This is a genomic window from Paenibacillus abyssi (assembly GCF_014640295.1).
In the GTDB taxonomy this organism is placed as follows: domain Bacteria; phylum Bacillota; class Bacilli; order Paenibacillales; family Paenibacillaceae; genus Paenibacillus_D; species Paenibacillus_D abyssi.
Genome location: NZ_BMGR01000011.1, coordinates 194,469 through 209,051, shown reverse-complemented (window position 1 = coordinate 209,051; position 14,583 = coordinate 194,469). Strand labels below are relative to the sequence as shown.

The 14,583-nt window shown below is 44.7% G+C and carries 15 protein-coding genes and 3 pseudogenes; 5 read left to right on the top strand and 13 right to left on the bottom strand.

Annotated features, from left to right (window positions below):
* The first annotated feature begins 173 nt into the window (after positions 1-173).
* On the top strand, positions 174-554 hold the full coding sequence (locus IEW11_RS17335; RefSeq protein WP_188532318.1) for an SET domain-containing protein: 381 nt from the start codon (positions 174-176) through the stop codon (positions 552-554).
* 865 nt (positions 555-1,419) lie between these two features.
* On the opposite strand, the gene IEW11_RS17330 is transcribed toward IEW11_RS17335, so the two are convergent.
* The 7 genes and pseudogenes from IEW11_RS17330 to IEW11_RS17300 form a co-directional block, all read right to left on the bottom strand.
* Positions 1,420-1,755: an ATP-binding cassette domain-containing protein gene (locus IEW11_RS17330; RefSeq protein ID WP_188532317.1), complete on the bottom strand. Its 336-nt coding sequence runs from the start codon at positions 1,753-1,755 to the stop codon at positions 1,420-1,422.
* Positions 1,756-1,819: 64 nt separating this feature from the next.
* Positions 1,820-2,134 (bottom strand): annotated as a pseudogene (locus IEW11_RS17325) (ABC transporter substrate-binding protein); the annotation flags it as partial.
* Between the two features lie 23 nt (positions 2,135-2,157).
* On the bottom strand, positions 2,158-4,446 hold the full coding sequence (locus tag IEW11_RS17320) for a helix-turn-helix domain-containing protein (protein WP_188532315.1): 2,289 nt from the start codon (positions 4,444-4,446) through the stop codon (positions 2,158-2,160).
* Positions 4,447-4,452: 6 nt separating this feature from the next.
* Positions 4,453-5,928, bottom strand: coding sequence for an extracellular solute-binding protein (locus tag IEW11_RS17315; RefSeq protein ID WP_188532314.1), 1,476 nt, complete (start codon positions 5,926-5,928; stop codon positions 4,453-4,455).
* 174 nt (positions 5,929-6,102) lie between these two features.
* Positions 6,103-7,635 carry an extracellular solute-binding protein gene (locus IEW11_RS17310; protein WP_188532313.1) on the bottom strand — a complete coding sequence of 511 codons (1,533 nt, stop codon included), beginning with the start codon at positions 7,633-7,635 and terminating at the stop codon, positions 6,103-6,105.
* 55 nt (positions 7,636-7,690) lie between these two features.
* Entirely contained in the window at positions 7,691-8,548 is an 858-nt protein-coding gene (locus IEW11_RS17305; protein ID WP_188532312.1) for a carbohydrate ABC transporter permease, read from the bottom strand.
* A 25-nt stretch (positions 8,549-8,573) separates the two neighbouring features.
* Entirely contained in the window at positions 8,574-9,536 is a 963-nt protein-coding gene (locus tag IEW11_RS17300; RefSeq protein ID WP_188532339.1) for an ABC transporter permease, read from the bottom strand.
* Positions 9,537-10,168: 632 nt separating this feature from the next.
* Between IEW11_RS17300 and IEW11_RS25470 the strand changes: the two are divergent.
* A pseudogene (locus IEW11_RS25470) lies at positions 10,169-10,324 on the top strand (IS110 family RNA-guided transposase); the annotation flags it as partial.
* Between the two features lie 12 nt (positions 10,325-10,336).
* On the opposite strand, the pseudogene IEW11_RS25360 reads toward IEW11_RS25470, so the two are convergent.
* From IEW11_RS25360 to IEW11_RS17285, 3 genes and pseudogenes are all read right to left on the bottom strand, one after another.
* Positions 10,337-10,645, bottom strand: a pseudogene (locus IEW11_RS25360) (L-dopachrome tautomerase-related protein); the annotation flags it as partial.
* 372 nt (positions 10,646-11,017) lie between these two features.
* The gene (locus tag IEW11_RS17290) at positions 11,018-11,296 is read right to left on the bottom strand and encodes a DUF2277 domain-containing protein (protein ID WP_188532311.1); all 279 of its coding nucleotides are present in this window, start codon (positions 11,294-11,296) and stop codon (positions 11,018-11,020) included.
* Between the two features lie 182 nt (positions 11,297-11,478).
* Positions 11,479-12,198, bottom strand: a complete 720-nt coding sequence (locus tag IEW11_RS17285) for a YebC/PmpR family DNA-binding transcriptional regulator (RefSeq protein ID WP_188532310.1) — start codon at positions 12,196-12,198, stop codon at positions 11,479-11,481.
* Positions 12,199-12,570: 372 nt separating this feature from the next.
* On the opposite strand from IEW11_RS17285, the gene IEW11_RS24965 reads away from it, so the two are divergent.
* Together IEW11_RS24965 and IEW11_RS17280 are read left to right on the top strand one after the other, a co-directional pair.
* A complete protein-coding gene (locus IEW11_RS24965) occupies positions 12,571-12,672 on the top strand; it encodes a YjcZ family sporulation protein (RefSeq protein WP_229725382.1) in 102 nt (33 codons plus the stop codon).
* A gap of 105 nt (positions 12,673-12,777) precedes the next feature.
* Positions 12,778-13,002, top strand: coding sequence for a hypothetical protein (locus IEW11_RS17280; RefSeq protein ID WP_188532309.1), 225 nt, complete (start codon positions 12,778-12,780; stop codon positions 13,000-13,002).
* A 322-nt stretch (positions 13,003-13,324) separates the two neighbouring features.
* On the opposite strand, the gene IEW11_RS17275 is transcribed toward IEW11_RS17280, so the two are convergent.
* Entirely contained in the window at positions 13,325-13,516 is a 192-nt protein-coding gene (locus tag IEW11_RS17275; RefSeq protein WP_188532308.1) for a hypothetical protein, read from the bottom strand.
* Between the two features lie 182 nt (positions 13,517-13,698).
* Here IEW11_RS17275 and IEW11_RS17270 point away from each other — a divergent pair, with 182 nt between their 5' ends.
* Positions 13,699-14,100 carry an HIT family protein gene (locus tag IEW11_RS17270; protein ID WP_188532307.1) on the top strand — a complete coding sequence of 134 codons (402 nt, stop codon included), beginning with the start codon at positions 13,699-13,701 and terminating at the stop codon, positions 14,098-14,100.
* Here the strand turns inward: IEW11_RS17270 and IEW11_RS24960 are convergent.
* Both IEW11_RS24960 and IEW11_RS25465 read right to left on the bottom strand, forming a co-directional pair.
* Complete coding sequence (locus IEW11_RS24960; RefSeq protein WP_229725395.1) at positions 14,083-14,376, bottom strand: hypothetical protein; 294 nt, start codon at positions 14,374-14,376, stop codon at positions 14,083-14,085. The two genes, IEW11_RS17270 and IEW11_RS24960, sit on opposite strands and share 18 nt — an antisense overlap.
* Positions 14,267-14,575 (bottom strand): transposase-like zinc-binding domain-containing protein, encoded by a 309-nt coding sequence (locus tag IEW11_RS25465; RefSeq protein ID WP_444544002.1) that lies wholly within the window; start codon positions 14,573-14,575, stop codon positions 14,267-14,269. Before IEW11_RS25465 ends, IEW11_RS24960 begins: the two co-directional genes overlap by 110 nt.
* Positions 14,576-14,583 lie beyond the last annotated feature (8 nt).

The window sequence follows — 14,583 nt, the reverse complement described above, 5'->3', positions numbered from 1 at the left end:
GTCCCATGGTGACATTATCTCAGAACAGTTATGGGGTGACATTATCACAGAACAACGACAGTTAACTGATTGTTTCGCTTGCCGTTTTACCGGGAATGCGTTAAAATTATAATTTCAAATGTTATCAAACGAGTAAGAAGAATCCATAGACTAAAGAGTGCGCAGGTGACCAGATGATTGAGATAAAGATTTCTAAACTTAGCAATGGGGAGTTCAATAGAGGGGTATTTGCGACACGCGATATAGCAAAAGGTGAGCTTATTCATGAAGCACCGGTCATTCCTTATCTTAATGAAGACCATGTTTTCATAGAGAAGACAATACTTGCAGATTATGTGTATGAGTATGGTGCTAACCACACGGCCATCCTCTTGGGATATGGCAGCTTATTTAACCATTCCTATACGCCTAATGCCACGTATGAAATTAACTTTGAGAATCACACCTTTGACTTCTATGCCTATACAGATATAAATGCAGGAGATGAGATTCTGATCAACTATAATGGTGAAGTTGATTGCAACGATCCACTATGGTTTATTAAAGAAGATTGAACATGCTTTTAGCCATGCTCCCCAATAGCTCAACAGGCTGCCGACCCAATACTTTCGGTAGCCTTTTTCTGATGTCTGTCGAGTTCTCGTTACGGGCATCACGTAAACCTTCGAAATAACCCTGTATCTCGTTAGTCACCAGTAGAGCCTCCACGCACTCTCGGAATACCTGGGTATGCGCTTCAATGACCGCCGTAGACGTATGGAGGAAATCAGCACCATGTTGTGAAACGGCGTCATGAGGATCCCACGGTTCAGCGCAGTCAGATGCATGTACCAGTCCAATTCATAGTCGACGGCAGCGGCGACTTCCCCGCCATTGCGAGGGGATGTGTCTCGGAACCAGTATTCGGACCGGCAGCCTAATCGTTTAACGATCCATGGTAATTCATATTCCCGGATCACTGACAGGACCCCGTCGGCAAACCGCTCCGCCATCTACGTGCTGCGGTCGGTCCAGTCTGCTCATCCTACCTGCAATAAATCACAAGAAAAACATCACATGAATGAATGGTGAGGTTCTAAGCCAAAATAAAGATGTTCCACATCATTCATAAGGCGGTGAGCTCTCATGCAGATGTTTCAGACACTAATGGGAAGACTGAATAATCGAAGAACCATCATGTCTATATTGGCGGTGGGGCTTGGAGCAACTGCCCTTGGATTAACGCGGAACCGTCCAAACAGAAATGTGACTAACAATATGTTCCGTGCATTTCAAAGGATGTTTCGAGCAAGGTAACTGTATCTGCTGAGAATCAACAGCCGGACAGATCGCTGCCCGGCTGTTGATCGTTTCAGAAGGATACAGGGTTTCAGCCGCAAATTCCAATGTTGCAGGGATCGAGATTTTTAAACCCCACGTTCATCCATTGACAGTGACGTGCTGCCTAAAATTTATAATCCTGGCGCATAGTCTTTTCAATAGACCAGACTCATGGCTCCCCACCCCATCCCTCATAATGTCCCGTATACGCCAACGCGGATTAACTGCCTTCTCCGGATGCTGCGATACGAGCTGGACAGGATGATATCCCTTCCCTTGCAAGGTTATGGCTCCCTCCTGCAGCTTTAAAAACCCTGACAAAATGCGCGATAATGTTGTTTTGCCGCTGCCGCTCGAACCAAATAAGCCGACAATTTCTCCAGGTTCTATAGTCCGCCTCGAACCTGCTGTTTCTTCGGCTGTCTTGCTGCGCATTCGGGAGCAGCTAGGTGGCAGAAGGGCTCAAACAAACAACCGGTTGGTAAGGCATTGGGAGAAGGTTATGGTAAAAACCAGGGTTGTAAAATTCTACTCCCGCATTTTTGCTGCTGTATATACTATACATTTCAAGTGGATCATGGCTGCCCCAGCCCAAAAGGACTGCGCTGGAGTTCATCATTTTGCCGATATCGTCCCAGCTTTTTCCTACAACAATCATATTGATCCCTAAGGGTCTAATCATGTCGGCTGCCGCAATCGCCAAGGATTGACGGGTCACGTCACTTGACGGATATATCAAGATAAATTCGGCTTTTAAGGAGCTCTTCTCTACAATACCATCTCCATCCCGATCTTCCCAGCCAGCATCCTTGAGCTGCCTTTGTGTCTTAGACATTTTTAGCCCTTAATTGATGCATGACTTTTCTTGTATTGACCTGGTGTCATGCCTTCCATATTGCGGAAATAGCGGATGAATGAAGCTGAGCTGTTGTAATGAAGCCTTTCGGCAATTTCAGAAACCTTCATGTCCGTCTCTCTCAACCACTTCTTGGTCATCTCGAGCCGGTATTGTGCCAGATAGTCACTGAAGCTCAGATTCATGTCTTTTTTGAATACGCGGCTGATATAGCTCGGATGAAAGTTCATCCTGGCCGCGCAGCTCTCAAGCGATAAATCGGTCTCAAACTCATGTTTTATCATCTCTTTTATATGCTCGGTGATGTTGAAATTTTGGGATTCCTTTCTTTGTTCCAGAAAGTCTATAATCGGTTCCACGATCGAACGCTTGAAAAAAGCTTCAATATCATCATTGGAATTCAGTTCAAGCAGTTGCTCTACTATTGATTTTTCACCGAATAAGGAAGTAACCGATTCCCCGCTCTCCTGAACAATTTCCAGTAATTTCGCGAGCAAATGGATGATAATGAATTGATATTCATGATAGTTTGGCTTTTTCTTAAGCGTTTCTGCAAAACACTGCTTGACATTTTCTTCCGCTTTACTCCGATCCATCCTTCTGATCGATTCGATAAGCTCTTGGATTGTATGTTTGGAGAGATAAGACGGATCCGGACGCTGCGAAGTAATATTTTCGATGCTCAGTATAATGCTGTCACCTAAGCGAAAGCGATATTTAAGCGCATCTTTACTTTCTTCATAGGCGTTAACAATATCTTCCAAGTCCTTAAATGGACGGCTGATTCCGATACTCACCTTGATTTTCAAATAATGAAATACCGAATTCCTTATCGTTTCTGCGAGATGCTCAATATACTTCTTGTATTCCTGTTCATGTTCAATTGAGCTGACATGCAGCGTGATTTGGTCATTGTTAATCAGTATCGGACTAAACCGTTCTTTGGAAGGGATTAATTCGTTTACAATATTATTGATTGAAAAGAGCAGAAGCGCCTTATCCTGCTTCCGGAATTTCGTGCCTTCCAAAGAATCGATTTGCAGCGTCAGCACACTCAGCCATTTCCAGGTGGACGGATACCCGAAATACCGGATCTTCCCGTAGGCCTCTTTGATCGTAATTTGTCCCAAGAACAGCTTCAGAACAAACAGTTCTTTCATCAGCTTAACCTGGCTTTGAAGCTCGTGCTCCAGCTGGGTTCCATTGTTCACTAAGGCCTGTATACGTTCCGCAATATATGAAAGCTCGCAATTCTTGGCGGAGGAGCCATCTTTGCGGGCGTCTTTAGATACCGCGCTGGCAGACAGTTGAATCGATTGATATAGCTTGCGAATGGGATAATAGATTCGATTGGCACCCAAATAGGCAATGATACTTACGATACCGAATATCACAATACAGGAAAAGACGGTTACTAATCCGATCGCTCTTGATTCTTTTGTAATTTCATTAATGGAGACGGCCGATATATAGGTCCAGTTATTATAAGAAGATTTGCGGTAGGTGATCCCTGCCTTCATCTTGTTGATATCCATCGTAAAGTGTCCCTGATCGGCTGCGGAATCCGCGAGCTGTTCAGCAATCCGGGTTAATAATAAATCATCGTCGGCGTATGATGGGTAACGTCCGGACACAATGCGATGCTTTTCGTCCAGGATCAAGACATCTCCCAAGCGTTGGTTCTGGGATAAGAGCTCATTGATGTTGTTTTTGTTAATATTCAAGACGATCATGCCCTTGGGATGGGTGGAAAAGGTGAGGATGGGTAATTTTTTGACAAGACGGATCCATGGGCTGTTTTCTTCGTTTACCCAGGCTGAGGTTGATGACAGCAGCGCATACTGCTGAAATAATGAATGCAACTTAAAATTACTATATTTTTCTACGCTTTCGGTACGGATGATCCAGTCTTTGTCGATATTGACTAAATAAATCTCATCAATGCCTAATTTTTTCAGCTGCAGCTTTCGCAGACTGTTCCCCAGCTCCCGGTACATTACAAAATCCTCAGGTGAAATGGATTGTTCCATGGCAGCTTGAAGGATCGAGGAACTGATAAACTGCGTAACCGAGTAATCAATGGTTTCAAACACCTGTTCAACCCTCATTTGCGTCTGCAGGAGGATTTGCATATTGCTTTCATTGACTTTCTCACGGATTATTTCTGAAGATTTGATATAAGAATAGCTGCCCAGAATGATAAGGGGCAATGCGCCGATTATTAGGCTAAAAAGCAGCAGTCTTTTAAAATACTGTGGAAAATGAGACATCAAAGTTCATCCTCCTGCCTCCGTGGATTGCCCGTTTAATTTGACATACTCCTCCGCGTACTCTTTGGCCATTCGATCTCCGCCGATCCTTCTCCATCTCTCAATCTCACTGCGCCAGCCTTGTTCATCCAGCAATCCCATAATAAACCGGGTATTAGCATCCGAGATAAGCGTGTTCAACTGGGAACCAATCTTTATCTCGGTTTCAGAAGTTAATGGCAGAGCCGGATTTTTCACAGCATAGGGTTCATTCTCGATCGATATTTGAATTTCTTGTAACTCTAAGAGGGATGCATGTCCAACAAGCGCATTCTCTTGGACGGGAATAATACTGAGCGGAAGCTGGTAAGGCAGGAACACCTCATTATGAAGATCAGCACCAGCGATCGGTACAGGCTTCCCGTTTACCAATTCGTAATGTTTGCCCTCAATGCCCCATTTCAACAAGGTTGCCATCGGCTCTTCACTTAATTTCTCAAAAAAATCCAGCATTTCTTTTAACTCTTCCTCCGTTTGGAGGGATGATTTCGGAAACACGAAGATTCCATTATGCCCGTTGCCAGCCGCTAATTGAGTTCCTCCCGGCCCTTCCAGCAAGGAAAACATGCCAATCTCCGCATCAGGAAAATTTCGTTTAATACGTTTGTACATCCGAGCCGCTGCATTGCTTGTATCCGGCCATACCCCTGCTTTTCCCGTCGAGAAAGCTTCCTCCCACTTCGGACGCCCGATCAAGGCAAAATCCTGAGAAATTAGTTTTTCGTCATACAAAGCTTTGAAAAATTCCAATGCCTCGAAATAGACTTCCGTTGTAACGGATGCCATGAATGCTTCGTCGCCGGCTTTCCATTCATTAGGTGCTCCAAACATGGTCGCGAATCTTGTCTGGATTCCAACGCCCGAGACCGTCATTCCGAATGTATCATCCTGTCCGTTACGGTCGGGATCATCGTACGTAAACGCTTGCAACATTTTATAAAATTCTTCCAGCGTGTCGGGCTCTTTCATGCCCAGGTTGTCCAACCAATCCTTCCGGTAAATGTACACATCCCTGGCCAGAGGCCGAACCTTCGGCAGCCCGTAAATTTTGCCGTCGATTGAGGTATTGGCATAGGTGTCGGCGGGAACACGGGACAAGTTCGGATAATCCTTCAAAAAGGGGCCGATCTCCCAAAAGACATCACCGCGGAAGGCATTAATCATATAGGCTTCCTTGAACCACGAGCTGGAAATCACGTCAGGCGTATCCTCGGAGGCGATCATAACAGGCATAATCTCCTCCATCGTAGATGCCGGTATTGCCTCAAAAGTGAGCCGCTTTCCGGTATAAGCTTCGATCGCCCGCTCGATTTCATTGCCCGGAGGCGGGAATTCGATTCCGTCAAAATGCGTATAGATCGTGTATTCCCGGTCTTCTGGTGTTGTTGGGACATGTTCCTTCTCAACATAAATCGCGTTTCTTGTGAGCTGCCAGTACCCCAAGCATAATGCAATCAGAAACAGAATGATTAACGTTATGAAAGGCCTTTCAAAAAAATTTTTGAAGTCGACACCCCCTTCTTTATCTTTATCTATTCTATCGCAATTACACGGGGAAAAAGAATAAAAAAATAGAGTAACCTTTAGAAAAGTTACTCTATTATATCTTGAGCTAGATTATTTCTGGACTTTGCCGGCTTCCTCACTATACTCCTGAGCGACGAGGTCACCGCCAGCGGAACGCCATTTTTCGATCTCTTCCAGCCAGCCTGCCTCATCGAGCTCACCCATGATATATTTGGTGTTGACATCGGTGATCATCGTATTTAGCTGCGCCCCCCGTTCCGACTGTGTCGGTGAGATCAGATTAATTGCCGCATCGTGAATGGCATACGGTTCATTCTCTATCGGAAGCCTTTCTTCCAATATCTCCAGCTCTGTTATATCACCTTGCAGAGCGTTTACTTCCGCAGGTATAATCCCCAAAGGCAAACGGTAAGGAAGTATGACGTCATTATGAATATCCGATCCTTCGATTGGAACAGGCTTGCCGTCCACCAGCTCATAGTGAGTGCCTTCAACTCCCCATTTGAACAAGGTATGCATCTGTTCTTCCTGAAGCTTCTCGAAGAAGCCTAAAATTTGCCTCAGCTCTTCTTCCGTTTTTATCGACGATTTAGGGAATACGAAGATGCCGTTATGACCTCCCCCTGCAGGCACCCTATTCCCATATGGACCTTCGAATAAGCTGAAGGCGCCCAGTTCCACGCCGGGTGTACTTTCTTTCATACGGTTGTACATCCGAACAATCGCATTGCTTGTATCCGGCCATACGCCTGCTTTGCCGGAGGTGAACGCTTCCTCCCACTGCGCCCGCTGAAGCACGGCAAAATCCCGAGATATAAGCTTATCGTCATACAGCTTTTTGAAGAAATTCAGTCCATCCAAATATTCTGGCGTGGTCACTGCATGCACGAACTGTCCGTCGCGCTCTTCCCAGTTATTCGGGGAACCGTAGAGCGGGCCAAACCGGTTTTGCATCCCTACGCCGGAGACAGCCATGCCGTACGTATCGTCTTGGCCGTTGTTATCCGGATCATCGTAGGTGAACGCCCGCAGCATTTCATAAAAATCTTCGACAGTTTTTGGTTCTTCCAAGCCTAGATGATCAAGCCAATCCTTCCGGTAGATATATACATCGCGCGCTAACGGACGGACCCTTGGAAGACCATAAATTTTTCCGTCAATCGATATATTGTTGTAAATAATCGGGTTGATGGAAGCCAGGTTCGGGAAATCCTCCAAGTAAGGGCCGATCTCCCAAAACACATCACCCCTGAATGCATTGATCATATAAGGATCCTTGAACCAGGAAGATCCTATCACCTGCGGCATATCGCCGGAAGCTACAATAGCCGGAAGCTTCTCAGCCGTTACCGAGCCTGGAGCGGCTTCGATCGTCAATTCGGTATTTGTGTACTCTTCCATCGCTGTTTCAACGGGATTGCCCGCTTGAGGAAATTCAATGCCGTCAAAATGCATGATGATTTTGATGTCGAGCGGCCCGGCCGGCGCATTTCCTTCCACGCCGTCCTGACCAGCTTGGCCTGGTTGATCACCCGCATCATTGGAGCAGGCAGCCGTAATCAATAATAGGAACAGCGACAGTGCAATCAGCTTGGTGACAGTACTCCAGTGTAACTTTTTCATTCTTCGACCTCCTGGTTATATAAAATGGATTGCTGTCGATCACATGAATCGAGGTTCAGCCTTTGACCGAGCCGAGTAATACGCCTTTGGCGAAATGCTTCTGCAGAAACGGATACACGAGCAGAATTGGAACAGTGGAGATCACGATCACCGCCATTTTGATGCCTTCCCCGTACAACACGGTATCCGAGGCAATCTCGCCCGAATCCCCGATGGAACCCTGGGATAGAATGACCACCTGCCGCAGCAACACCTGCACTGGCCATTTCTCCGGACTATTGATATATAAGACGGCACTGAAATACTGATTCCAGAGGCCAACCGCATAAAACAAGCCGAAGGCCGCCATCGCCGGCAAGGACAGCGGAATCACGATGCGTAACAGAATGCCCAGCTCGTGGGCGCCGTCCATCCGCGCCGACTCCTTCAATTCATCGGGAATGCTCTGGAAGAAGTTCTTTAATATGATCAGATAAAAAGCGCTTATTGCATTGGGAATCATTAATGCCCACATCGTATTCATTAGGCCGGTCGCTTTCACGATGAAATAAGTCGGGATCATCCCTCCGTTGAACAGCATCGTAAAGACTACCATCAGCAGGATCACGCGACGGCCTGCCAAATGCTTATGCGCTAGGGAATATGCCATTAAGGACGTGAATACCAGGTTGATCATGGTACCGAACAGCGTAATATACACCGAAACACCCAGGCTTCGAACAAATGTACTCGTCGTAAAAATATAATTGTAGGCAGCTGTTGTGAATTGGGTCGGAATCAGGGCCGCCTCTGTAGAGAATGAGGATATGACTACATACATAAAGGGCAAGATCGCAGCGAGGGATACGAGAAATAAAAACAGGTAATTGGCGTAATCGAAGATTCGGCTGCCTATGGTATTATCCTGATGCATGGTTACACCTCCCTAGTCGATGTCATTAGAAAATTCCTTCTTCGCCATATTTTTTGGCCATCATATTTGCAAAGAAGACGAGGATGAGGCCCACTACGGATTTGAACAGGCCTACGGCAGCGCTGTAACTGAATTGCCCCTGCCGGATTCCAACCGTATATACGTAGGTGTCAAACACTTCCCCGACTTCCCGATTCATTGCATTCACCATCAGGAAGATTTGCTCAAAGCCCAAATCCAGGAAGTTGCCTAGGCGCAGGATAAGCAGAATGACGATAACACTGCGGATTGTCGGCAGCGTAATGTGCCATAAAAGCCGCCAGCGATTCGCGCCGTCGATACGTGCTGCCTCATATAATTGCGGATTTACGCCTGCTAATGCGGCAAGAAAGATGATCGTTCCCCATCCGGCATCCTTCCAGAGCATCTGCAGTATGATCAAAGGCCGGAACCAGTCGGAGCTCATCAAAAACGGAATTTTCTCAAACCCGAGCCAAGCGATCAACTCATTGACTACTCCCCCTTCCGTGGTCAGCAGAATATACGATATCCCAACAACGACTACCCATGATAAGAAATGAGGAACATAAACCAACGTCTGAACCCAGCGTTTAAACATCTCTCTTCTGATCTCATTCAATAGGAGGGCCAAGATAATAGTTGCGGGGAAGAAAACGACCAAATCCAGTAACGCGATGTACAATGTATTTCGTGAAAGCATCCAAAATGTGGGTTCACTGAAAAAACGCTCAAAATGCTGCGTGCCCACCCAAGAGCTGTTCCAAAACCCCAAATGAGGCTGATAGTTCTGGAAGGACATTAACACCCCCCACATGGGAAAATACTTAAAGACAATAAAGTAAAGCAGGCCCGGCAACAGGAATAAATACAGCCATCGATCTTTCCAAAGTTGTAATGTAAGCGGTTTCCTTTTTAGTGTCAGGTTCGGCAGTTTTTTCTCAGTTTTTGCCTGGGCAAGTGAACTCATGGACAATTGAAAACCTCCTTTAGTTAGGATCAGGGCCCGTGGTAGTCTCTGCCCTGCCGGCTTGGTTGCTTTTTTTGTTTATTGTAAATGAGCGCTGCACCCCCGTATACATCCACCTCCGTACTACTTCTCCGGGCGTTTGAAGCCTCGGTTTTACTGGAAAATTGACCTTCTTATATCCATTTCATAACCTCGATGCATCCATTGCTTAACCTGATGAACAACCATCGTATTACTTCACACTGGAATAACTAAAACTCGAGGAGGTGGGAATCCGGGATCAAAGGCGACCGCTGACGCTTCTCCAGAATCATTCAATCTGCTTCGTTTAGGCATAAACTTTTCTTATAAAATTAAAACGGGGTGTCCCTTAGGTCATATTCTGATGACCTTTTGGGACAGCCCCTTCGTATTATTAGGTCAACCAGATTTACTGGTTGGCCTTCTTTTTCGGTTGTTTTTACGATGGACGTAGCCGGGAGAACGTGACAGCCCCTGGGGTTTTACCCCGTACTCAAAACAGTTCTCCCACTGCCCCCGACCATCACGTTGGAGCTGGTTGAGGCTTTTGACCTCGTATCACAAGCGAAGCTGTGGAGTTGGAACTTGCCGCATTCTTGGCAGTTACTTGAGGTTTGCGCGGGGGAACAAACTTCCGTCTAAGGGAGTATTATGAAAAGAAAAAAAGTGAGGGCAAGCCCCATAAAGTGGCCGTGATCGATTGTGCCAACAAGTTATTACACCACGTCTACGCTATGCTCAAGAAAAGGCAGCCCTACACTTTTTAATCAAATCCAATAAATCCACATTCGATTGTATTCATCAATTTCATACCCAAGTACGGATTGGAGAACATTTGCATTTCCTGGTTCGTTCCATTCCCAACTTGGAAATGCTTCCAAAACGGCGACGCCATTTTTATTTACAATTCGATTCATTGTGGATGGGACTCCGAGGGCCCATCGCGGAACCGAGACATAAAAATTACCTCGTTGATCTACCTTAATTCCGGCAGGCATACATTTTTTCCAATACTGATTCGCCTCAAATTCCCGTTTCATTTCCACGTTGGGGAAGTTCCAATCCAAGCGTTTGCAATGAAATAACATTTGATATTAAGCCACACCAGGTTCCTCCTGCTTCCGAACAGAGGTTTTCCTCTCGCTATTCTGTCCAATGTTAGATATCAAATGTATATGCGATGGAAAATTGAGAAATCACTGGATAGCGGCGCAAGCGTAGTTTACTTCTTCCATACAATTTTTAAATCGTTCAGTAAGGCCATCTAATATGATTTCTCTTTGCTGCTTGCCTGCCATGCCGATTTTCCATAAAGACTGAAGGCAGTGTCATGCGGTAACGAACTGCTTGTTCTTTGTCAATTTCATTATTGCAGGAGAATCATTGTGGACCTCTGTCAAGATAGTAGACATGAAAGCCACCGTTTCCGGATTGGCTTTTGGGTTACATCAATGAAGCCCCTAATTTTCACCAACTCCGAATCTTTTCGCAGACCTGGCTCGAGCGCGTTCGATTTCGACTTCGCGATTGCGGGGATGGGCACTGGTTACCAGCGAGTCCATCAGTTGCCGGGCAGCCGTTGCAACCTCATCGACGGCGCGATTAAACGCTGCCTCATTGGCCTTCGACGGCTCGTTGAATCCCGAAATCTTTCTCACGAATTGGAGCGAAGCCGCCTGTATTTCATTATCTGTAGCTGAAGGTTCGAAATTGAATAATGTCTTAATGTTTCTGCACATAATATTCTCCTTTTAATTACCAATAATATATAATCTTACTACACATCAAATTCCTCATCCAGCCAAAGTATGACACCGGCCAGAGCCTGCGCAAGCACTTCTACAGCAGGGCTGTTACAATAAAAAAACCGCGCAAAGCGCGGCTTAGACAGACTTATGCTGTTTTTCGAAATGAATCCCGATTAATCTTCAAAATCCACATTGTGGTATACTTGCTGGACATCTTCCTGATCCTCTAATGCATCTATCATTTTATCAAATTGTGCCTGCGCATCTTCCGGAAGGGTGACGTAATTTTGTGCAAGCATGGTTAGCTCAGCAACCGTAAAATCAGTTACGCCCGCATTCTTGAATGCTTCTTGTACTGCGTGAAATTGATCAGGATCGGCATACACGATAACGGATTCTTCTTCTTCAAGAATGTCCCTTACGTCTACATCTGCTTCCATTAATATCTCTAAAACTTCATCCGGTGTTTTACCTACTAGACCAATGACAGCCGTTGCATCAAACATATAGGTCACTGATCCGCTAACTCCCATGCTTCCGCCGTTTTTGCTAAAAGCAGCGCGTACTGCTGAAGCAGTGCGGTTCACGTTATTTGTCAGTGCATCTACGATGACCATGGAGCCATTTGGCCCAAAGCCTTCATATCGAAGCTCTTCATAGTGATCATCAGAACTTCCTTTTGCCTTCTCTAGCGCCCGGTCAATGATCGCTTTCGGTACATTGTAAGTTTTTGCCCGTTCGAGCACGACTTTTAAGGCTCTGTTAGATTCTGGATCCGGCTCGCCCTTCTTAGCTGCTACATAGATTTCTACTCCAAATTTTGCATAAATGCGACTCGTATTTGCATCTTTTGAGGCTTTTTTTTCTTTAATATTATTCCACTTACGACCCATGCTCTTCCCGCTTTCTTATTTTTCTTGATTTTTTCACTTTGTTCATTATACCCCTTAAATCAGTACTTGAACAAGTTTCAACTTCATAAATATAGCGGCGGATTGCTAAATGTTATTGCAGATATTGCCATGCGAATAAAAGAAACCTATCACGCTCATGCCGAAATGGAGCAGCATTGACCGGCCTGAGTCCCCATCAGTTCCTACACTTGCCCTTTTTTTGACAGTCACTGTTTCCCCAGGAAGCGCAATAACCCTTGCGATATCGAACGTATAGTCAGGTGGATTTGAGCGAGTAGAGACAAGCGTACAGGCAACATCACTTTATCCGAAATATACTGTTGGTATTCCAGTTGAAGGAGGGAAACGCAAATGAGCGCATCTTGTGGATTCGGAAGACACTTTACTTCTGTCGGTGTGATCCTTGTATTGTTTATCTTGTTGGTCATTATATCCCGGGCAATTGTTTTGTAATGAACACGACAGCAATAGCATGAATGCCCCTCCTTGCAGAGGCCAATCAGTTATTCTGATTTGGCCTTTCTTTATACTCAAACATGGATAAAGGAGGTTATCGCCGTGGTAGAACATTATTATTTCTGCAGAAGCTGCCTGCATCGTAAAGTTATTGTTCATACGATCTGTGGTCAAGCTTACCAAGGGATTATCACTAATGTAGACTTCAACAATGTTTACTTGCAGGTTGGAGGCGGTGAAGTTCAGACAAGTGCATTTTTTGGCGCAAGAAATCAAATCTTAACCCTTTCTTTGTTTACTTTACTTGCCATAGCTCTTATCGCCTAAGTTGCTAACGAATAATGGTACAGTACGTGTTACTATTCGTTCAGCGGAGATACTTTTCTTATTTTCATTATTCGGATTTTAAGTTTCACAATAAAATGCACAAGATCCGATCTTTGGACTCCTGTGCATTTTTTCATCATTTGTACTTCTCCAGTTCGGATTCATTCAGAATTTCCACAAAATCAAGATCAATGCTGCCCCGACTATAACTGCCCCCGTTAACGGAGTTACTGGGGAACGATTCCCCTTCTCGATTATATGGGATCCATCCAATATACATAGAGCTATACGGATTATCATTTAAGAACATGCCACCAGATTGCTAGGTTTTAGCCAATCGATGGTTCTCGCTCATGATGTGAACCCAATCCTTGGGAAATTGGAGCACCCCGTAAGATTGCTCTTCCAGCTGTTTCATGAACTGACGGAATACAAGAACTAAAACTACATTCCAGCCCAGGATAGAGAATAAGATCGAAATGATGTCTACCGGCATTTCCCAATTAAACTGCATGATTCACCTCCTCAAACTGATAACGAGCCAGTTTAGCTTGGGACATTTGTTGCATTTACAACATTCATCCCTAAGCTCCCCCTGTTCCATTACTCTTAATATTTGGCTGTTTTCTTGAAAATTGTTGCTACTAAGAGTGGAAAATGTAAAAATGATACTAAAACATTAAGGTGGTTGTCTGAATGAAGGAATGTCCTTTTTGCAATCTTGATTTAGTTGAACAACAACAAGTGATAATTCAGAATGAACATTGTCTTTTCCTACAAACTCCACAAGAAGTTTTAATTGGTTCAGGACTAATAGTTCCAATTAAACATCGAGAAACAGTTTTCGATTTAACGGAAGAAGAATGGTCTGCAACATATTCTTTATTACAAGAAGTAAAATCTATCTTGGATAAAAAACATCAAGCCGATGGGTATAACATTGGTTGGAACTGTAATGCTGTTGGTGGTCAGCATATCATGCATTCACACCTACATGTTATCCCTCGATTTAGTGACGAACCCTATGCTGGAAAAGGGATTAGACACTGGCTAAAAAGCACAGATAACAAGCGAAATACATCAGCCCGTTTTAAATGACAATATTGTATTGAAATTCGGTTTCTGGCACGATGCCAATAGAATAGCATTTGAAACTGTCTTTTCATCCTGGTTTTTATTCAGTTCAAGAATTCCAAACCAAAACAAGTAATTATCCAAATAGCGAGTTGCTACACCGTCAAACCGTTTCAACCAATATTTCAGTTCACCATGATAACGAATTGTGTGTGCCACAGAGAGAAGTACCGCTAATATCATTGAAGCTTCTTCCGCAATTTTTGCAAAGGTAACGTTGTCTTTCTCGATACGTTCCATTTCGCTTCACACGAAGATTGCCACAATGGACACACGCTAAATCGTTTCTAAAACGAGATTGGCGAATCCCCTCATCTATTCCAATGATTTTCTTAGGTTCAGTATTCACATCGTTCTTTATCGCTTCGAACAACTGCCTTTTATCTTCATCACTCAAATCCGTAAACTGTGCGTAAAGGTTTAACCATGCCTTTGCCATGTGAAATC